Genomic DNA, 22013 nt, shown 5'->3' on the forward strand with positions numbered 1-22013 from the left:
ACACCAAAACTCAGGTACGGTATAAAAGTTAATCAATCGTATAGTAAAAAACACTTTCAATAGATGAAAAACAAGGAGTTAAACCTAAAAAATAAAATAGAACAATAATCACAACAAGGGAAAAAAATGAAAACATTAGAGAACTATTTAAAGCCATTAATGCTGGTATCTGCATTACTCTTTGCAAACCTTGCTTTTAGTAAAGAAAAAGCACAGCAAATGGCTGACTTTATTCAAGAGTTTCATAATTATAAACAGTTTAATGGTAACGTCTTAGTTGCTAAAGAAGGCAAAATACTTTTTGAAAAAAGTTATGGTTATGCCAACTTCGAATGGGATATAAAACATAGCAAAAACAGTAAGTTTAGGATTGGCTCAATTACAAAACAATTCACAGCGATGCTAATTCTACAACTAGCTCAACAAGGCAAACTCAAGCTTGACGAACCATTAGCAACCTACCTACCCGATTATAGGCAAGATTCCGCTAAGAAAATAACTATCCGTCAAATACTTAACCATACATCAGGTCTTGGTAATTACACACAAACAAAAGACTTTGGCGAAAAATACAGCAGAAACCCATATAGTGTCGATCAGTTTATCCGTCTGTTATGTAGTGATGATTTAGTGTTTGAGCCTGGCACCCAATTTCGCTATAGCAACTCAGGCTATTTTATTTTAGGGGCAGTCATCGAAAAAATAACAGGGAAACGCTACCAAGATGTCTTGCAGGAAAATATTCTAACACCACTCAATATGGCTAATACAGGCTACGATTCACACAGTAAAATTATAAAATATCGTGCATCGGGTTATGCTAATGACTTAGCAGGTTATAGCAACACTGACTATCTAGATATGTCCATTCCTTATGCTGCAGGTGCAATGTACTCAACCGCACGTGATTTAGTAAAATGGGATCAAGCTCTTTACTCTAACCAACTGTTGAATGCTGAATATAAAAAGCAAATGTACCAAGTATCTAACCAACGAGATTATGCACTCGGCTGGGAGGTTAAAAAGTTAGATAAAGATCAATATGGTAAAGCGTTGACTCAAATACAGCATGGCGGTGGTATTAATGGCTTTAATGCGTTTATTAGCCGAGTTATTGAAGATAAACTCCTAATCGTTATTTTAAATAACACAGGTGGTGCACCATTAACCCCCATGACTAATGGGCTTCTCAATATTTATTACGAAAAGCCTTATGAAGCGGCTACTGAGCATGCTGATAGCATACTATACAAAGCACTTAAGGATGGCGGTATTGCTGCACTAAAAGAAAAATATGCAGAGCTCGTCACTCATCATAAAACGCCTCGTGAGCGAACGATTAATTACTTTGGCTATGAATTAATGCAAATGAATAAATTAAATGCAGCGGTTGCAGTATTTGAACTCAATAGTCAGCATTATCCCGACTCTGCCAATACCCATGACAGCCTAGGTGAAGCCTATTTAGCTGTTGGGGAAAAGCAAAAAGCGCTCATCAGTTATAAAAGAGCCCTTGAGTTAGATCCTGAAAGTGAAAGTGCAAAAAACGCTATTAAGCAACTTCAATAGAGACGAAGCCACCGTAAGTGGCTTCTTTTAATTTTAGCACGCCTGTTTTTGATTAAGCTCGATATAGGCTACCAAGTCTTCAATCGAGACGACAGGCATAGCGTGCTCAATGGCAAACGTGCTTACCTCTGGTAAGCGAGCCATTGAGCCATCTGGGTTTGTTAACTCACAAATAACTCCAAAAGGCGCTAAACCCGCTAGCTGCATTAAATCGACTGACGCCTCGGTATGACCTCTACGAACAAGCACCCCGCCTGTTTGCGCACGTAAACCAAACACATGGCCTGGACGAGATAAATCTTCTGGTTTTGCTTTTTCTGCTGTGGCTGCTTTAATTGTGGTGACACGATCAGCCGCTGACACGCCTGTTGTCACGCCCGTTTTGGCTTCAATAGTGACAGTATACGCAGTTTTGTTCTGACTGGTGTTATGCTCAACCATTTGCGGTAAGTCGAGCTGTTTAACACGCTCATCGCCCATGCAAAGACACACAATACCGCTGCCTTCACGGATCATCATAGCCATTTGCTCGGTTGTTAGGTGCTGTGCTGAATACACAAAATCACCTTCATTTTCACGGTTTTCGTCATCTACCACAAGCACGCCCTCACCTTGCTGCAATGCAGCAATAGCACGTTCAACGCGTTCAAGTGGTTCGCCGAACTGGCTTAGTAAAGAAGACTGAATCATCATTTTTAATACCTATTAAATTAAATATGAAAAGATTCAGGACATTGAAAGGCACAGCAAAAAAGACCACCCGAGGGCAGCCAATTACTGTTTTATAGATTAACTATATTCTCTTTCATCCGGACTATCACCGTCGGCTCTGGCCTCTCACCAGATCTGCTGACCTTCAACCAAAGGTTAAAGCGCTCGCGGGCTCACTTAACATCGTTAAGTATACCGCCGGTGGGGAATTTCACCCCGCCCTGAGAATGTTGCTTAATCATAAAGACGAATAAGCCCAGTTATTCTATACTTAAAATAATTAGTTATCGAGTACCTGCTTATCTAAAATGCCTTTTTCAATCAGTTGATTGAGAATCGCCTTCGTTTTTTCTCGACATATATCTCTCACTAAACGAACAGCAGGTGTGATTGATTGCCTGCTTGGGCAAATTAACCAAAGCTCTGCACAAAGGTGCGGGTAATTTTGCATAATAGGTACGACCCGCCCTGTTAATAAATCATCACTGATATCTATGCATGATTTCACAGCAAGGCCTTTACCGGCCACACACCAACGCCTTACTAGGTCACCATCATTAGACGCACGGCGGCCTTGCATTTTCACCTTAAAACGCTCGGTTCCGTTGGTAAATTCCCAGACATTATTGATGATATCTTGCAGTTGATAAAATAAGCCTTGATGCTGATTTAATTCATCGGGATGTATCGGCGCGCCATATTCAGCAATATACTCTGGTGTTGCACATAACAGCCTTGGCACATTACATATTTTAAACCCATATAGATTTGAGTCTGATGGTGAGCCATACCTAAGCGCAAAATCAACGGAGTCACGATAAAAATCGACATTACTATCACTGATGTGCGGTCGCATGCTGAGTTTGGGATACTCATCCAAAAGTTCATCTAACCAAGGGATAATAATATTGCGTCCCAAATCAGAAGAAAGTGCAACCCTTAGTTCTCCTTCTATTTCATCATGCTCGCCTTTTAGCGCAAGTGTTGCCTGCTCAAGTGTCGCCAATGCTTGTTGGCATTGCGGTAAAAAACGCTCTCCCGCGGCTGATAATCTTAAGTGACGAGTGGTACGAACAAAAAGCTCTGCGCCAAGGGCTGCCTCTACTCGCTTTATTGCAGCACTCGCCGTCGCAGCGCGCATATCTAACTTAGCCGAAGCTTGGGTTATACTACGAAACTCCGCCACCTTGAGGACTAATTTGAGATCTTCAACCTGCATATTAACTAAAATTTTTTGATAATGTTTATTTGATTATGCGCTTTATCGTAAAGTATGCAAAGCGTACACTGCACCTAATGTTATACATGCGGGAGCAATTACATGACACACCCTATTATTTCTGACTTACAACGCCGTTATACAAGTAAACGCTACGATGCATCAAAACACGTTAGCCAAGAAGATTTAAACATTATTTTAGAAGCGTTACGTTTATCGCCTTCATCAATAAATTCTCAACCTTGGAAATTTGTTGTCATTGAGTCTGAGCAAGCAAAGCAACGCCTTCACGATAGTTTTGCTAATAAGTTTCAATTTAATCAGGTGCATGCTAAAGCGGCATCACACACCATTTTATTTGCCTATAATCCAAGCTATAAACGTGAAGATTATGAAAAAGTAATTGATGCTGATATCGCTAACGGCCGTACTAAAGCAGACAATAAAGAGCAAGCCTTTGGGGCGTTTGCCTTTGTCGATTTAAACACCGATGAACAAGGTAATAATGCTGCGTGGACAAAGTCACAAACTTACATTGCTTTGGGTAATACTATGCACACTGTGGCCCGTTTAGGTATTGATTCAACGCCGATGGAAGGTGTTGATAAAGAGCTATTGAGTGAGTTATTCGCTGATGAGTTAGACGGGTATGTTTGTGAAGTAGCCCTTGCTATCGGCTACCATGAACCCGAACAAGATTACAACGCGGCATTACCAAAATCACGATTAGATAAAAATGCAGTGATTAAAGTAATTTAATAACCCTTTTAATACCTTGAATTAATACCTTGAAGTGAGTTGAAGTTCACTTCAAGGTTCATCGTCATATTATTCGCCAGTCGACTTTTTACGAGAATGTGCAGTGCCTGACACGTGTGTTCGCTTGTTAAAAGGTTTTTTACTTTGAGTTTTAGCCGCAGATGACTTTCCACCTGCTGGTTTATTTGTGCCTTGTTGCCCTTTATTTTGCTGTGGCCGCTTTGCCGTTTTAGGTTTTGGCTTTTGTGTTTGCTCTTGATCTGGGCTTTTCGGCTTTTTTGGTTTCTTTGGCTTTTTAGGCTTTATTGGTCGTGTATCAAGTGGTCTTTCTGCAACAGGCTTAGTTGGCTCAAAACCCGACTCTGTAGCACGCGGAATTAATTGCCCAATAAAACGTTCAATACTATAAAGGTCATCTGCATCATCAGCGGTTACAAATGAAATTGCATGTCCCGACGCGCCAGCTCTACCCGTTCGACCAATACGATGAACATAATCTTCATATACATTTGGTAAGTCGTAGTTAACTACATGAGGTAGCTCAACAATATCTAAGCCTCGTGCCACGATATCAGTGGCAACTAATACTCTTACATCACCACTTTTGAAACCTTCAAGTGCTTTAACACGCGCCCCTTGCGACTTATTACCATGTATAGCTGCACCACTGATATCATCGCGCTCAAGTTGCTTAACCAAACGATTAGCGCCGTGTTTCGTACGACTAAACACCAACACCTGTTGCCAATCATTGGCGCGAATTAAGTGGCTTAGCAAAGCTGTTTTTCTTGATTTATCAACAGCATAAACTGATTGCGTCACTGTTTTTGCAGTGGTATTTTTTGCTGCAACTGAAATTTCTACCGGATCGTTAATTAAACCCTTTGCCAGCGCACGGATTTCATCTGAGAAGGTCGCAGAAAACATCAGGTTTTGACGCTCTACAGGTAATTTAGCAATGATGCGCTTAATATCATGAATAAACCCCATATCGAGCATACGGTCTGCTTCGTCGAGGATAAGCACTTCTAAATCATCAAATTTAATCGCATTTTGGTTATGTAAATCCAACAAGCGACCTGGTGTGGCGACAAGAATATCAACGCCTTTGCGTAAACGCATCATTTGCGGATTAATTTTAACACCGCCGTAAACAACAAATGAGCTTACATTTGAATGCTTAGCGTACTGCTCGACGTTTTCGCTCACTTGTAAAGCAAGCTCTCGTGTTGGAGCCAGAACAAGTGCACGCGCACGGTTTGCACCTGCTTTTTTACCCTTTGTTAATAACTCAATGAGTGGCAATGTAAAACCTGCTGTTTTACCCGTTCCTGTTTGCGCTGCCGCCATAACATCACGGCCAGCAATAATTGCAGGAATTGCCTGTGTTTGAATAGGCGTAGGTGTTTCATAACCTTTTTCTAAAACCGCATCAACTAAAGACTGTGATAATCCTAAGCCATCAAAACTCATAGTGTCTCTCAAATTCAAAAAATCAGCTGAATTGCCGAAGTGCGCGCATTATACCTAGGATAGTCAATAATGCATGGAATTATTTTATTAAAGGGAATTTGGGCACGAAAGTAGCTCTAGCATCTGAGGCACAAATTTAGGGCTGCACTCCTTGTGTATTTTTCCAAAGGTAATGTGAAACAAATGCTACATGTGCAGTGCTACACCTGCTGCAAGGTGTATCTTTGTGAATCGGTGAAGTCCTCACTAGGCTATTATAAAAAACCCTAAAAATCATATAGTTAAAGTTACTAACACAAAATAATTAAACATGGTGCGCAGATTGCTGAATGCCCTTTGCACGACACAACCGTTTTAGCTAAATCCATGTGTCAGAAGCTTTTTTATCTAATTTAAGAGAATCACCTATGTCTAATATTCCAGTATATCAAAATTATATCAATGGCCAGTTTGTGCAGCATTCAGCCAACTATATTGAAGTAATGAACCCTGCTAACGGAGACGTATTATCTAAAGTTCCCAGCGCAGACAAGGTTGAAGTAGAACAAGCCATCCATGCAGCAAAACAAGCACAACCAGCGTGGGCAAGTAGACCCGCAATTGAGCGTGCGCAATACCTTCATAAAATTGCTGAAAAAATACGGCAAAACATTGATCGGCTCGCGCTTGTGATAACCCAAGAACAGGGTAAAGTATTGAGCCTAGCGAGGGTAGAAGTCAACTTCACTGCCGACTACCTCGATTATATGGCTAGTTGGGCTAGACATATCGAAGGCGAGATAATTACCAGTGATAGAAAAGGAGAAAATATTTTTCTATTCAGAAAGCCGCTAGGTGTTGTTGCCGGTATCTTACCTTGGAATTTCCCCTTTTTTCTCATTGTAAGGAAGATGGCACCCGCTTTAATTACTGGGAATACCATTGTCATCAAACCGAGTGAAGAAACCCCCAATAACTGCTTTGAATTCACCCAGCTCCTCGATGAAGTTGGTTTACCTCAAGGTGTGTTTAATGTGGTATGCGGATCAGGGCGAAATGTTGGCCAAGCTCTTTCCTCTAGTGAAGATATAAACATGATTAGCTTTACAGGGAGTGTAGAAACGGGCTCTGTTATTATGTCTGCCGCAGCAAAAAATATCACTAAAGTAAACTTAGAGCTTGGGGGGAAAGCCCCCGCAATTGTTCTTGATGATGCCAATATAGATCTTGCTGTAAGTGCCATCAAAGCATCACGTATAACTAACACAGGACAAGTATGTAATTGCGCCGAGCTTGTTTATGTACACGCGAAGGTTGCTGATGAGTTTATTAGAAAAATATCCGATGCAATGGCATCAACACGTTATGGCGACCCACAACTAGACCCTGATATCGAAATGGGCCCGCTGGTTAATAAATCTTGCTTAAATAAAGTAGCCAGTATGGTTGAACAAGCTATTGCAGAGGGTGCAAAAGTGGCAACTGGCGCAAAGGTAGCCGACACCGACAGTGGCTACCATTACCAACCCACTGTGTTGGTTAACTGCCATGCCGATATGGAAATTATGCGCAAAGAGATTTTTGGTCCTGTACTGCCCATTCAAATCGTTAGCAGTTTAGAAGAAGCCATTGAACTTGCAAACTCACTAGAATACGGACTCACTTCTTCTGTCTATACTCAAAGCCTTAACCAAGCTATGCGTGCCATAGAATTACTTAATTATGGTGAAACCTATATAAATAGAGAAAACTTTGAAGCTATACAAGGCTTCCATGCAGGCACCAGAAAATCAGGAATTGGTGGCGCTGATGGCAAACACGGTTTGTATGAATTTACGCAAACACACGTCGTGTATATGCAGAACTAATCTAAGTTAATTTATCAAAAAATAAAGCCGCAACACATGTTGCGGCTAATACGGAATCATTAAAGCCATTCACTTAAGCTTAAAAGCTAACTGATGCTTCGACAATAACACCATCCCATTCTGTACCGTCGCCAACCCCAAATAACGCCGTTCCTCCCCCTGAAAATTGTTCTTCTTCCTGTCTAACATACTCTAATTTGAATAAGGTGGAATCATTCATCCACCAGCCTCCTCCAACTTGGAGTCGAGTCGCGGTATTATTATTGTTGATATTGCCACTTTCGTTGTCAGACTCAGCATAGCGAGCGGCTAGATAAAAATGCTTGTTAAAAGTATATCGACCCTCAATAGACCAAAATTGCATTTCTGACTCTTGCTCAATGTAACTAGTCTGAAAACTACCCTGCCCATTAGCCCAACTAACATCGTCCTCGGCTCGACCATACAAAGCATGCAGTAAAATAGAGTCAGTCATGTATTGAATGTCAGCTTGCCATATAAACGCATCTACCCCAGGCACAATGAGAGGATGTGTAGCTCGTGCATTAGGGGCTGTGCTGGCAAACTGATAATTATCACCGTCGCCAACCGCAATTAACGACCCCGCAGATTTGCCTGTAACCGCACTTATTTCATGATTGGTAGAAAAAACACCTGCGCCAAACGATAGGCCATTAGCTAAATTATAAGTACCACGTAAGCCAAGGTTGTACCCCCGATTATCTGAAAAATCTGCAAAAAAATCAGGTACTGAAATAGTTCCATCCCAAGTTACTGTACTGCCATTATTTAATTCATGTACACCATAAAACCAGATACCTTCTTCGGCAGTGATCATATCAACAAGACTATTTCCCACAAACGGATTAGTTTGCACTGATGCGCCATCGGAATAACGCAAAAAGTTTTGTGTGGTCGAAACAACATTACCAAGCCTCACACCTACATTTTGATTAATCTGGTATTGGATCCACGCTAAATCTTGACTGATACTCGCGCTGCCATCATTCCAATCATTTGGCTCTTCAGCAAGCTCAGCAAAAATAGAAAGTTGCTCCGTGACTTGTGCATTGATATTGAGGCCAAATCGTAAGCGATGAAACCCTGAGTCAGTTTTAGCATTGCCTGGATCTGCGGCCGCCCCTTCAACTTCCATCCCAGTTTGCCAACTTTGCATAATGCCACCAGACAATTCAATTCGGTCTAGCCACTTTTCTGCACTCATAGCGCTAAAACAAGCTAAACTCAACGACGTTGCTACTGCTATTTTATTTAATTTCATTATTATGTTTCCCTTATGAAGTGTACTTCGAACATAAGGGATGGCAAAGACTATGCCATTGAAATAAAAACAAACAACAAATTGATTTTAAAGTATTTTTTACTTTAAACACATTGAAGCGTATTCAGTTTAATTCCTTAAAATCAAACTAATGTCGCAGGTCAATTGTCACATTTTGCTACATACATCGACAGCAAACAAAAACCACTTTTAGCAAGCATTATTAGGCTGAACAATCTTATACTTTTCCATTTTTCTATACACTGTAGAACGGCACACATTAAGCTCTTCAGAAACAGACGTTATATTCCAACGATGTTTTTTAAGCGTTTCAATTAGTAACTGCTCTTCATGGCAGGCAGTAAATTTAGCTAAGGCTTTTTCCTTTTTAAAAGAGCCCGCCGTTTTATGATCTGTAAGTGAAGAAAAGTGTTCGATTAAATCATCTGGAAAGCAATTAATGGTTATTTCAGCTCCTTCACACACAGCTACCGCATACTTAATTACGCTGATCAGTTGTCTTATATTGCCAGGCCAAAAATAAGATTCGAGCGCTCTTTTTGCATCATCGGCTATGCTTAAACCATGCACCGCCATGCACTCTCGTTCGAGTATGTTATCAATAATAAACGATTTATCAGACCGTTCTCGAAGTGCTGGTAACTTTAAAACCATACCGTTAAGACGATAATAAAAATCCTCTCTAAACTCTTTTAATTCAATAAGTGTTTTTAGATCTTGGTGTGTTGCAGAAATCACTTGTAAATCTAATGCGATAGGCTCAATCCCCCCAAGAGGCATAGTTTCGCGCTCAGCTAAAACTCGTAATAGCCGAGTTTGAAGTTGTACCGGCATATCACCTATTTCATCTAAGAAAAGTGTGCCGCCATTTGCCTGCTCAAGCTTACCTTTCATACCTTTTTTGTGTGCCCCCGTAAAGCTACCGCCGAGATAACCAAACAGCTCACTTTCTATTAATGTTTCAGGTATCGCGGCACAGTTTAGCGCCACAAATGCTTTATCAGCACGAGGACTCGATTCATGAATAGCGCGCGCAAACGCCTCTTTGCCTGTTCCTGTCTCACCGGTAATCATAATAGGTATGTCTTTATCAGCGACCAAAAGTGCTCGACGAACAAGCTGCTGCATAGAGGCATCTTCACCATTCAATTCATTAATCGGCGGATGTTTAGTGAATGTTTTACTCTGCACTTTTGGCTCTGCTTGTGCCAATGGCAATGCCTTACTTTTTGGCACCTTTAAGGTTATTTCGACGTTTTCTGACAGCAATGGAAGTTGCACATTAACCGCATTATTTCCTCCATTTGTTTTACTTAATAAACTATCAAGAGACAAACCAATAAATTGCTCAACATTAATACCTAGCAACGATTGATGCGATTGAAAATGAGACATAAAACAAAAAAATGCCGCGTGATTTGCACCAATAATTGTACCTTTCTCATTAATCGCGATGAGTTGCTCTTGGGTGATATCAAAAAAACTTTCAGCCGACTTTATACTTAATATAAGTTGGTTTTTATAGCTTGTATGCAAATAGCTATTTTCAATCATGCGCCCATATAACATCACCATTTTGAGTGTCATGAGCTGATGGTGCTTATTTTGGTCAGCGCCAATACACGACGCGTTTAAGCAACCCAGCAAGTCTCCCATGGGATCAAAAATAGGTGTAACGGAGCAACTTAACTCTTTATGACTTGCATAAAAATGTTCAGCCTTATGAATGATCAAAGGGGCTTTTTCAATAAGACATGTGCCAATACCATTTGTACCTACTTGGTTTTCAGCCCACCTTGCACCAATAAGTAGGCCTGATTGCTTACTCAAACTTTCCTCTTGGCTAGATAAACTCGTTGCTAAGGTTAAGCCTGTGGCATCAGTTAAAATTGCAGAGTAGCCGGCATCAGCAATACGATTAGCTAAACCAACAAGGCCGCATTTCCCCGTATTTAAAAAGGTCTCTCTAAGCTGGAGTTGCGATCGCATTTCGCTGGAAGAAAGTACCTCAACTTCATTAGACGCATAGGGATCTAAGCCATAATTGAGCAAACTTCGCTTCCATGATCGCGCGATATATTTAGATGGTTGAATGTTACGTAGTTGAAATTCTGTGGACATAAACGACTGAGCACTACTAACGTCCATAGGTTGTGGAGTGTGTTTCATCACCTTGCTACTCCGTTCTATTGTTGTCGGGCAATTTAAGTAGCAGCATTAGGCTGGAACTATAAAAGCCTCAGTCTTTGTTTCTAAAACTATCACAGAAATTTAATCTAACAATACGCCTTTTACCCTATTTTAATTTTGATTCATGATAATTTTGCAATACAAAAACATGTCTCTCGGTTAAAAAAGCCGCTCACATTGATTTATTTTTGAGACAAGTGTCAAACTCTTAGCATCCTCTCTTCAGGTTATAAATTTTTCTTTATTTAGGTGTCTCATTGTTGCACGCATGTTGCGACACCTGTTTCTCTTTTCATACGGAAACATACACTCAAGAACAAACAAAATAAAAATATCGATTAAATATCAATTGGTTACCAACATTATAATTACTAAAAACTGTTGGCATATAATTTGGTACTAAGGTCATTCAAACTAAAACACCTTCAGAGGTTACAATGAAAAAAATGACAAATTTGAATCTGACTTACCTAAATTGCTGTTTAATATTCACTGGGATGTTGATCAACACACACGCATCAGCGGCCAGTTTAACTAAGCTCACAAAAGAAATTAAAAACTATAAACCAGTTACGCAAAAAAGGCTGAATGAAGCAGACCCAAAAGACTGGCTACTACCCAAAGGCAATTATGAAGGATGGATGTATAGCAAGCTGACGCAAATAAACAAAAAGAATGTTAAGTCTTTAAAGCCAGTATGGACGTACTCAACAAACTTAGATTCTGGTCACGAAGCCCCTGCCCAAGTAAACAATGGCGTTATGTTTGTTTCTACGCCTTACAATCATGTAATTGCGTTAGACGCTAAAACAGGGCAAGTTTTTTGGCGCTATACGCACGACAACCCTTATGACTTATCTGTTATGCACAATACTAGCCGCGGCATCGCTCTGTGGGATGATAAGGTTTACGTAGCAGGACTTGATGGCACGTTAAATGCCCTTGATGCAAAAACCGGTGAGCGAGTATGCCAAGCACAAATCGGCGACTGGAGCACAGGTGCGTATATCACCTCTGCACCCACACCTGTAAAGGGCAAGATTCTTGTGGGTCCCTCTGGCGGTGAATATGGTGTCCGTGGTTTTTTGGAAGCTATGGACGCTAAAACATGTAAACAAGCATGGCGCACATACAGTGTACCAGGCCCTGGAGAGGCAGGACACGAAACGTGGAAAAAAGAAGGTAAACGCCCAGATGCATGGAAGTATGGTGGTGGCAGCATGTGGATGCCAGGTAACTATGATCCAGAAGCGGACGTACTTTATTGGGGAGTAGGTAACGGTTCACCTTGGTTAGGTGATCAACGCCCAGGGGACAATTTATACGTTGCCTCCTCCATTGCTATGAACCCTGACAGTGGCAAAATTGTTGGTCATTTCCAATATCATCACAATGATTCATGGGATTGGGCAGCGATGAATGCGCCTATGCTCGTTAATTTCAAAAAAGGTAATAAGACGGTTAAAGGCTTAGTCTCTCCCCAGCGTAATGGTTATTTATATTGGCTAGAACGTAGCAATAAGGGGAAAATTAGCTATGTCGAAGGACAACCGTTTGTAAAAAATAACGCATTTAAATCATTAGATAAAGAAACTGGACGTCCTACTTATGATTACAAACATGTGCCTGTAACAGGCAAACGCGTTGATTATTGCCCAAGTCTATGGGGCGGGAAAAACTGGCCATATGAAGCCTATAACCCCGAAACAGGCATCATCTACGTTCCTGCCAACAACAATCTTTGTAATTCTTTTATTGGTAAATTTCAAGATGATGTTGAACCTGCTTCAGGACAGTTCTGGGCTGGTATCGACATACCCGATCTAGATGTTTACCTAGACAATCCTAAAAAAGGAGTTGGTCAACTACAAGCGTGGAATATCAATACACGTAAAAAAGTTTGGCAACATGACTTTGGCAAAACCATGAATTGGGGCTCTGTACTATCCACTGCTGGTGGCATTGTATTTAATGCAGGCACGAACGATCGTATTTTACGCGCGTTTGATTCACAAACTGGCGATGTGCTGTGGGAGTTCCCTCTTAACTCGACAGCTATTGCACCACCAGTGAGCTATGAAGTCGATGGGAAGCAATACATTGCCATTACCGCAGGTTACGGTGTGGATGCACATTGGACAAACAGCGTGCTGGCAGAGAAAGATAAATCAGGCGAGTGGATTGCTGATGTACCTGAAGGTGGCGTGATTTGGGTATTCGCTTTACCCAATTAATTTACCAACTAAGCGAAAAGCCCGCATGCTTTTCGCTTTCACGTATTACTAGCTAAGGCGCTAATTTTATAAAATAAAGGTACCTCATGACACAAAATGCATCTTCAAAGAAAATCATCGATTTGCCATGCACACAGAAAACTAACGATGACGATTTAGCTCAAAACCACCCCGACAATTATTTTCGTCGTGATTTTGTAAAATATCTCGCTATCGCCATCCCAATAGTTAATCTGCCTTTAAGCACTGGGGTAAATGCAACCACTAAACCTGAAAGACGTCCTCCCCAAGCAGGAGATCGACTCACTTACTTTCAAAAATCAAAACGTGGGCAGATTATTAAGCTGTCGGATTTAAAAGAATTAGACAAACCTCTGCTGGTTGTTCCTTTCGATGTTGAAAATAATGTGGTTAAAGATGGCTCTCGCTACAACCAAATACTGCTTCAAAAGTTACCCAGTGAATTACTCTCAGCAGCAACAAAAAAACTTTCAGACCAAGGTGTTATCGCTTATTCAGCAATTTGCACACATGCCGGTTGCCCTGTCACCGGGTGGATGGCTGATGAAAAAAACTACATGTGCCCTTGTCACCAATCTGTTTTTAATCCTAAAGATAGCGGCGTGGTTGTGTCAGGTCCTGCTACACGAGGATTACCTGCAATTGGGCTAAAAATTGAAGCCGATGAAATTATCCTAACCAATACATTTAATAGCTGGATTGGTTTTGGCAAAAGACCCAAATAATGGAGAAGCGTCATGAATATTCAAAAAAATTTACTCAATTTAACAACCCTAATTATCATTATTTTAATGCCGATGAAAGTGCTTGGTGCGGCTAAACCTATAACCGGTGTGAGCTGCCAAGAAGGCTTTTATATTCTTACACCAGATAAACATATCCATTGGATAAGGGATCAACAAAAAGAGCGCACGCTTGTTTATTCTGAAGGTGACGATATTTATGCCATGGCTGAATGTGGCACAGGCGTAATAACAGTATTTGAAAACAAACAGTTGCAAACACCCCACTATAGCGCTTATTACAGTCCTAACTGTAGAAATATCGGCGTAGAAGTAGGTGAAACAAAAAGCATTTATCAAGGCGAAGTTAAAATAAATCACATACAAGCAACACCTAAAAGCCTAAAAATACGCCTTGCTAACAATGCACTTTTTAGTAGTAATAGCTGTACTGATCTTGTGATGCAAAGCGAGTAAGCAATGAAAGACACACATTATTACCTTGCTTTCACGCTAAGCGCTTTAGCAGCAGCCTGTTTGTTTAATTACTCAGCGGCAAGTAACAAAGAAAATGAAGAAGAACAATCACTTAAGCAACTGCTAAACACCCTAAATGAGAGCTATACGTTAACAGTTGATGTAACCGCTCCTCGTTTGAATACACCCATGTTTACACTAGGAATGGAGTTATTTTTTAGCAAAGCGTTAAGTGGCAATCAAGATGTAGCCTGTGCAAGCTGTCACCACCCATATCTAGCAGGCGGTGACAGCCTTAGCCTACCCATAGGTGAAGCCCCCTATGATGAGGATATAATTGGCCCAGGCCGCTGGCATGACTGGCAACGCTCAGCAGATCCAAAAGCAGATGGTGCTCCGAATGTAGCACGGCATTCACAAACAATTATTAATGCTTCTTTGTACAAAGAAGCCATGTTTTATGATGGCCGTATTTTTGTACTTGAAAATGATATTCGCATAGCGGATACCCCTCTACCTCACCGCACCCCTGACAGTAATTTATGGCAAGGAGATCAGTTAGCAGGAAAAAACTTACTCGCAACACAAGCTCGTTTTCCTGTTGTTTCAAGTGATGAAATGCGAGGCTATACATTCGCAGCTGCCAGCACCAATGAAGACACCCGACACAAACTAACAAAACGCTTACAGCAACACGATAAAAACCAACAATGGCTTAAGCTATTTCGCAATGCCTTTAATGATTTACATGCCGCACCAGAGCAGCTTTTTACCTTTGCGAATATTGCAACCGCAATTTCTTACTACCAATCAACCCAACTATTAATTAACACTCCGTGGTTTAATTACCTTAACGGAGAGAGTGATGCAATGACTCCCAGCCAAAAACGGGGGGCACAGTTATTCTTGAAGTCAGCTAAACAAGGTGGTGCTGGCTGTATAGAATGTCACACGCCCCCTATTTTTTCTGACGAGAAATTTCACAATATTGCTGCGGTACAGGTAGGTCGCGGCAAACAGCCTAATGGGGAAGACTACGGTCGACGAGGAGTTACACAAAAAGACGACGATCGCTATAAATTTAGAACGCCATCTCTGTTAAATGTTGCAGCAACAGCACCCTACACTCACTCTGGTGCGTTTATAAATTTAGAGTCGATTATTAAGCACCACCTTGATCCTGCCAAGTCGTTGCAGAACTTTGATTACAGCTTTGCTGACAACCCACAACTAAGTTATGTCGCGAGCTTGTTACCAAATAGCAAACTCAATTCTCAACGTGCACTAGAGCAATTACAAAATGAACAACAAAAAGGGGTCAGCTTACTGGCATCATGCATTACCTTATCTGACGCTCAGCTATCTGATTTAATTGCCTTTTTAAATAGCCTCACCGACCCTTGCATCAATAGTCGAGAGTGTATGTCTCAATGGGTGCCCACGGAAACGGATAAAGCACCAGATATACACCGTTTAAACGCACGCTTTAAACGCTTTACAGCGCCGCCTAAGCCAATAAGCAGAATATCTCACACAGAAAGTAATTTGCCGCAAATGTCATTCGACAAAGCGAATATTAAGCCGGCGTTATTATTAAGTGATATGGAATTTGGCTGTAAGTCCCGTGCTTCAATCCCACCTCAAAACACGAATGCTGCAAAACGTTTTGATGAAGTATCACTGGATGTTGGCATAAGTCATCAACACCACATAACTTGGCAAAACTACACCCTATCATCAGCGCAACGGCTACTTTTTAGTGGCGGCGTTGCTATGGGTGACATAGATGGTGACTGCTGGCCTGACATCTTTTTTCCTACAGGTGACGGCGCCCCTGATAAACTATATCAAAATCAGCGTAATGGGCATTTTTCAGATATTAGTCGCTCTTGGGGTATTACCCAAAAGGAGCTATCCAATGGTGCAGCGATGGTGGACATTGATGGCGATGGTGATTTAGATATTTTCACCTCAAACTTACTTCATCCTCACCTACCTTCCGTTAACAGTCAAGTGAACAAACACCCCCACCATCAAAGCCCTACTCTCTATCTTAATGAGCAGCAACAAAGCTTTATAGTGAGTCATGATATTGGTTTGAATACCCAGCTTACTAGCTGGTCTTTCGCTTTTGCCGACTATGATAAAGATGGGGATATCGATATGCTAACCAACCATTGGCGTGGGCCAGGCCTTGGTGGACAGCTTCCTAATCACTTATGGGAAAACACAAGCCAAGCAAATACGCTGACATTTCAAGCGCAAGATGAGACAGCTGGTTTGCTTGATTTGATAGGAAGTACCGACTTTACTTTTACCTCTAATTTTTCGGATTTTAATAATGACGGTTGGCTAGATTTATTATTTACTGCGGACTTTGAAACCAGCCAAGTCTATAAAAACCTGCAAAATGGGCGGTTTGAAAAAGTGACGCATGAACACACGATTCATGATCAAAATGGAATGGGCGCAGCCATAGCTGATTTTGATAACAATGGCTCATTAGACTGGTTTGTAAGCAGTATTTGGGATCCAAATGGTCACCCTGAAGGTAGCTGGGGAGTGATAGGTAATCGTCTATACAGTAACCAAAATAATCAGTTTATAGATATCACTGAACAAGCGGGTGTAGACAAAGGGTTATGGGCTTGGGGAGCATGCTTTGCCGATTTTAACAACGATGGCTGGCTAGACCTATTTCATGTTAATGGTTTTGATCTGCCCAAACAGTTAAGCAAACGCTTTGCTAACCCTCGCGCTTATCAAAAACTAAAACTCGCTATGGCTGAGTTTGAAAAAACACACAGCCGCTTATTCATTTCAAATCAAGATGGCACCTTTACAGAACAAAGTAAACTTTGGGGCATTAGCGATCAACTCTCTGGCCGAGGCGTTGCGTGTGTCGACTATGATCGGGATGGCGATATCGATATTGTAATTAGTAATCATCAACAGGCTCCTTTGCTCTATAAAAATCGACATAATGATGAAAGTAAAGACAGTTACCTTTCTATTAGCTTGCGCGATACAACAAAAAATACGCGCGCACTAGGCGCTAAAGTGTACGTTACTGTTGGCGAAACAACTCAATTACAGGAAGTTCAAGCAGGCGGAAGCTTTCTAAGTGGCACCCCTTCCACCCTGCACTTTGGTTTAGGACAGGCCTCACAAGCTGACACGATCAAAATTGTATGGCCTGATAAAACAAACACAGTAAGTACTTTTACCAATGTACCTGCCAATCAATTTATTTATATCACTACCGACTTAACAGCTAACCTTAAAAAGTATCGAAAATAAAAAGGAATTGATAAATATGAATTTAAACCAATGTGTTAACTATCATGATTTTGAAAAACTAGCTAAACAACGCCTACCTAGCCCTATTTATAACTATATTGCGGGGGGTGCCGATGATGAAGTAACCATGCGACGCAACACTGAAGCATTTAATCAATGTGATTTAGTGCCCAATGTACTCAGAGGCGTTCAGCACGTTGACCTTAGCACCGAAGTTATGGGGCAAAAACTTAAACTACCTATTTATTGTTCTCCAACAGCATTGCAACGCTTATATCATCACCAAGGCGAACATGCTGTAGCGGGTGCTGCCGAAAAATTTGGCACCCTATTTGGCGTGTCATCCCTAGGCACCGTATCAATGGAGAAAATAGCAAAAAATTTTGATATTCCTCAAGTTTATCAGTTTTATTTTCATAAAAATCGCGATTTAAACAAAGCAATGATGGACCGTGCAAAAGCCTGTGGTGTTGAAGTCATGATGTTGACTGTTGACTCAATTACAGGTGGAAATAGAGAGCGGGATTTACGCACAGGGTTTTCAATTCCTTTCAGGTTAACTATGTCTGGTATGTGGGAGTTTATTCGTAAGCCGAACTGGGCCATAAACTATTTACTGCATGAAAAGTTTTCGCTCCCGCAACTACAAGAGCACATAGATATGAAAGGAAATAGCTCTTCAATCGGTGACTACTTTACCAATATGCTAGACCCTTCAATGAACTGGCAAGATGTCGCAGATATGGTCAAGTATTGGAATGGTCAATTTTGCCTTAAAGGTATTATCAGCGTCGAAGATGCTAAGCGCGCTGTTGAAATAGGCTGCACGGGTATTGTGGTATCAAATCATGGCGGGCGGCAATTAGACGGCTCACGCAGCTCGTTTGATCAACTGGCTGAGATTGTAGATGCGGTTGGCGATGACATTGATGTGTTATTTGACAGCGGCGTGCAACGGGGCTCACACGTACTCAAAGCGTTGTCGATTGGCGCGAAAGCGGTTGGGATTGGTCGAATGTATCTTTATGCACTTGCGGCTGCAGGCCAACCAGGCGTTGAGCGAGTACTTGGTTTGATGCAAAGTGAAATTGAGCGAGATATGAAACTCATGGGCTGTACCAGCATCAGTCAATTACAACGACATCACGTTAAATTTCGACGCTAATCAAACCCCTAAATACAACAAGATTTACACAAAGGAGGTCAACCATGGCCCTTAATTATAAAAAAACATCTTTGTATTTATCAGCGATGATGTGCGCTTGGTCAATACCCGTCGACGCTTTTGCAGCTGAACAATCACATACCCTGCCATTGGAAATTATTGATGTCACCGCGTCTCGATTACCAAGGGAGCTTTACAACACTCCCGCAGCTGTCACTCTCGTTGATGGGCAACGTGAATTTCAACTTCAAGAAGCTTTGCAGTTGGATGAAGCTCTGCAATTTGTGCCTGGCGTGTACTTTCAAAACCGCTATAATTTTGCGCAAAATCTACGTATTTCTATTCGTGGCTTTGGTTCTCGCGCCCCGTTCGGTGTAAGAGGAATGCAATTACACGTAGATAATATCCCCTACACTTTACCCGACGGGCAAACTCAAGTAGATGATATTGAACTGAACGGTATAGACCAATTACATGTGACTCGCGGCGCAGCAACCGTCCAATACGGTAACGGCGCAGGAGGTGCAATTAATATCAGTACAAAAAATGGCGAAGCATTCAAAGGCATTACTCTAAACCTTGATGTCGGTAGTGATGACTTATATAAGTTAAACGCTCAAGCAGGAACCAGCAACAACACTGGCAGTGTCTATATCAGTGCAAGCCATCTCAACTTTAATGGCTATCGAGAGCAAAGTCAGGTTGAAAAAACCACTTTGCGCGGTAAGTTTATTTGGAATATTAACGACAGTAAAACACTCACCGTAATGACATCACTTATGGATATGCCAACATCCGAAGACCCAGGTGGGCTAACAAGAACCCAAGTTAATGAAAATCGACGTCAAGCCACTTTCATGGCCAAACGATTAGACAGTGGACAGCAGGTCGAGCAACAAACCCTAGGTTTAACTTTACGAGATAGTTCGTTCGATAATACCCAGTGGATGGTTAATCTATTTGCAACCCATCGCGATTTTAAACAACAACTGCCATTTCCTGGCAGTAGTTTAATTGCCTACGATCGCTGGTTTTATGGAAGTAGTTTTGAAATAACCCAAGACTTACGAGCAAATAAACGACCGATTCGCCACACATCGGGTATTGAAATACGTAAGCAAGAGGATGACCGGCAACGCTTTAGCGTCTCCCCTAACGCTGAAATAACAGGGCAAACGGTTGATGAACTACAAGAAGCAAGGTCAATGAGTGCCTTTAGTATTGTAGATTGGTACCTTAATGACGCCGTAATTTTAACCACTGGGGTACGCTACGATGATTTAAAAATGTCAATTGATGCTCACTTAGCGCAAAGTGGTGTTGGTTCAGGCCAACGTAAATATCGTGAGTGGAATGGCAATTTAGGGCTTAGCTACCGGCTGGGTCTAAGGCATCAATGGTATGCTAATTTAGCCACCTCTTATGAATCACCAACCTTTACAGAGTTTGCCAACCCACAAGGTGCAGGCTTTAACCCATTTTTAAAACCTCAAGATTCTTTAAGCCGTGAGTTAGGTGTTCGAGGCGAGTTGAGTGACATTCAATACGACATCACTTTGTTTGCAACTAAAGTGACCGATGAAATAATTCCCTACGAAATTGACGGCCTCAGGTTTTTCGAAAACGCAGGAAAAACTGACCGAAAAGGCCTCGAGTTAGCTTTAGAGTGGCAACTCAATGAACAATGGCAGTGGCGAAATGCGCTGACATTGGCTCGCTATCAATTCGATAACTTCACTCCACTAAGCGGTGATAATGTAAACGGAAATCGTATGCCTGGCTTACCAAGGCAACAGTGGGTCAGTCAAATTAACTGGCAGTTTAATAAATGGCGAATTGAATTTGAGTCGAGTTATACCGGTCGGTTTTATGCCGAAAATAGTAACGACACACAAATAAAACAAAATTGGCTATTTAACACACGCGCTTCCTACTCGCTATCGCCTTCTGTATCTATAAAAGCGGGGATACGTAACTTATTCTCAAAAGATTATTTTGCAAATGTACGTATTAACGCAAATGCTAATAGAGATGTGAGCCAACGCGGTTACTTTGAGCCAGCACCTGAACGTAATCTATATTTTGGTCTGAGCGCAAAATTCTAAAAGGGTCTCATTTAATAAAAAGGTGGATTATTTAATCCACCTTTTTAAATTTAAACAATTACTTTACGCCTAACTCACGTAAACGCTCTTGTAAGTAGCTGTCGGCTGTGTAGCGCTCAGAGAGAACAACATCAGGGCGCGGGTGTAAGAACAATGGTAACGAAATACGTGATTTCGTAGACGCTTTACCCGTAGGGTTGATCACGCGATGAATCGTCGATGGGAAGTAGCCACCTGACGCTTCTTGTAACATGTCACCAATATTGATGATCAGGTTACCAAAATCACATGGTACGTCTAACCAACCGCCATCTGTTTTTTGGACTTGTAAACCTGGCTCATTCGCCGCAGGTAAAACAGTTAATAAGTTGATGTCACCGTGTGCAGCAGCACGAATTGCGCCTGGCTCTTCATCACCTGTCATTGGTGGGTAGTGAAGAATACGCAGAAGTGTTTGCTCAGAGTTAGCAATCATATCTTTAAGGTCGATAGAGAACTTAGCGCGCACATCTTCTGGTGCTTCAGCTTGAACCCAGCTTAATAATGTCGCTGCAAACTCATTCGCTAAACGGTAGTACTCACGGATTTCTTCTTCTAACTGTGCTGGAACACGGCCTTTTGGATAAACGTGGTAATACTCTTTAATATCTTTAACGGTAAAGCCTTTTGCAACTTCTGACACTGATGGTGGGAAATAACCATCTTGTGTTTCTTTTGAAAATAAAAACTCATGCTTTTGCTCAGAATTAAAGAATTCTTGCCAATTTTTGTAAATAGACTCAACTAATGACTGAGGGATTGGGTGATTTTTTAATACACCGAAACCTGTGTTTCTTAGTGACTCAACAAATTGAGCGGCCGCATCGCTCGCTTTATAATCAACGGTAGGTAAATGTTGCATTGTCTTTTCCAGTGAAT

Annotated in this window: 15 protein-coding genes and 1 riboswitch; of the genes, 9 read left to right on the plus strand and 6 right to left on the minus strand. The window is 41.4% G+C overall.

Annotated features, from left to right (window positions below; genetic code table 11):
- The first annotated feature begins 126 nt into the window (after positions 1-126).
- Positions 127-1569, plus strand: a complete 1443-nt coding sequence (locus L0Z67_RS10300; protein WP_405127984.1) for a serine hydrolase — start codon at positions 127-129, stop codon at positions 1567-1569.
- 33 nt (positions 1570-1602) lie between these two features.
- Here the strand turns inward: L0Z67_RS10300 and ribB are convergent, their stop codons facing one another.
- A complete protein-coding gene (gene ribB, locus L0Z67_RS10305) occupies positions 1603-2256 on the minus strand; it encodes a 3,4-dihydroxy-2-butanone-4-phosphate synthase (protein ID WP_167346342.1) in 654 nt (217 codons plus the stop codon).
- 106 nt (positions 2257-2362) lie between these two features.
- Positions 2363-2513, minus strand: a riboswitch (FMN riboswitch).
- A 47-nt stretch (positions 2514-2560) separates the two neighbouring features.
- On the minus strand, positions 2561-3499 hold the full coding sequence (locus tag L0Z67_RS10310) for a LysR family transcriptional regulator (RefSeq protein WP_193987464.1): 939 nt from the start codon (positions 3497-3499) through the stop codon (positions 2561-2563).
- Positions 3500-3601: 102 nt separating this feature from the next.
- On the opposite strand from L0Z67_RS10310, the gene L0Z67_RS10315 reads away from it, so the two are divergent.
- Positions 3602-4258 (plus strand): nitroreductase family protein, encoded by a 657-nt coding sequence (locus tag L0Z67_RS10315; RefSeq protein WP_062569358.1) that lies wholly within the window; start codon positions 3602-3604, stop codon positions 4256-4258.
- Between the two features lie 69 nt (positions 4259-4327).
- On the opposite strand, the gene L0Z67_RS10320 is transcribed toward L0Z67_RS10315, so the two are convergent.
- Positions 4328-5731 (minus strand): DEAD/DEAH box helicase, encoded by a 1404-nt coding sequence (locus L0Z67_RS10320; protein ID WP_405127985.1) that lies wholly within the window; start codon positions 5729-5731, stop codon positions 4328-4330.
- Between the two features lie 407 nt (positions 5732-6138).
- Here L0Z67_RS10320 and aldA point away from each other — a divergent pair, with 407 nt between their 5' ends.
- Entirely contained in the window at positions 6139-7578 is a 1440-nt protein-coding gene (gene aldA, locus L0Z67_RS10325; RefSeq protein ID WP_237114198.1) for an aldehyde dehydrogenase, read from the plus strand.
- A gap of 79 nt (positions 7579-7657) precedes the next feature.
- On the opposite strand, the gene L0Z67_RS10330 is transcribed toward aldA, so the two are convergent.
- The gene (locus L0Z67_RS10330; protein ID WP_062569361.1) at positions 7658-8860 is read right to left on the minus strand and encodes a hypothetical protein; all 1203 of its coding nucleotides are present in this window, start codon (positions 8858-8860) and stop codon (positions 7658-7660) included.
- Positions 8861-9070: 210 nt separating this feature from the next.
- Complete coding sequence (locus L0Z67_RS10335; protein ID WP_405128720.1) at positions 9071-11050, minus strand: sigma-54-dependent Fis family transcriptional regulator; 1980 nt, start codon at positions 11048-11050, stop codon at positions 9071-9073.
- A gap of 458 nt (positions 11051-11508) precedes the next feature.
- Here L0Z67_RS10335 and L0Z67_RS10340 point away from each other — a divergent pair, with 458 nt between their 5' ends.
- From L0Z67_RS10340 to L0Z67_RS10365, 6 genes are all read left to right on the plus strand, one after another.
- Positions 11509-13305: a PQQ-dependent dehydrogenase, methanol/ethanol family gene (locus tag L0Z67_RS10340; protein ID WP_228074304.1), complete on the plus strand. Its 1797-nt coding sequence runs from the start codon at positions 11509-11511 to the stop codon at positions 13303-13305.
- Between the two features lie 86 nt (positions 13306-13391).
- Positions 13392-14051 carry a ubiquinol-cytochrome c reductase iron-sulfur subunit gene (locus tag L0Z67_RS10345; protein ID WP_062569363.1) on the plus strand — a complete coding sequence of 220 codons (660 nt, stop codon included), beginning with the start codon at positions 13392-13394 and terminating at the stop codon, positions 14049-14051.
- A gap of 12 nt (positions 14052-14063) precedes the next feature.
- On the plus strand, positions 14064-14525 hold the full coding sequence (locus tag L0Z67_RS10350) for a hypothetical protein (RefSeq protein ID WP_405127986.1): 462 nt from the start codon (positions 14064-14066) through the stop codon (positions 14523-14525).
- Between the two features lie 3 nt (positions 14526-14528).
- Entirely contained in the window at positions 14529-17825 is a 3297-nt protein-coding gene (locus L0Z67_RS10355; RefSeq protein ID WP_405127987.1) for an FG-GAP-like repeat-containing protein, read from the plus strand.
- 16 nt (positions 17826-17841) lie between these two features.
- Positions 17842-18990, plus strand: coding sequence for an alpha-hydroxy acid oxidase (locus tag L0Z67_RS10360; protein WP_237114202.1), 1149 nt, complete (start codon positions 17842-17844; stop codon positions 18988-18990).
- 44 nt (positions 18991-19034) lie between these two features.
- Positions 19035-21095: a TonB-dependent receptor family protein gene (locus L0Z67_RS10365; RefSeq protein ID WP_405127988.1), complete on the plus strand. Its 2061-nt coding sequence runs from the start codon at positions 19035-19037 to the stop codon at positions 21093-21095.
- Positions 21096-21153: 58 nt separating this feature from the next.
- Here L0Z67_RS10365 and L0Z67_RS10370 read toward each other — a convergent pair whose 3' ends face one another.
- Positions 21154-21996, minus strand: coding sequence for an isopenicillin N synthase family oxygenase (locus tag L0Z67_RS10370; protein WP_062569368.1), 843 nt, complete (start codon positions 21994-21996; stop codon positions 21154-21156).
- Positions 21997-22013: the final 17 nt, after the last annotated feature.

Source organism: Pseudoalteromonas sp. PB2-1 (genome assembly GCF_045040605.1).
GTDB classification, from domain to species: Bacteria; Pseudomonadota; Gammaproteobacteria; order Enterobacterales; family Alteromonadaceae; genus Pseudoalteromonas; species Pseudoalteromonas arabiensis.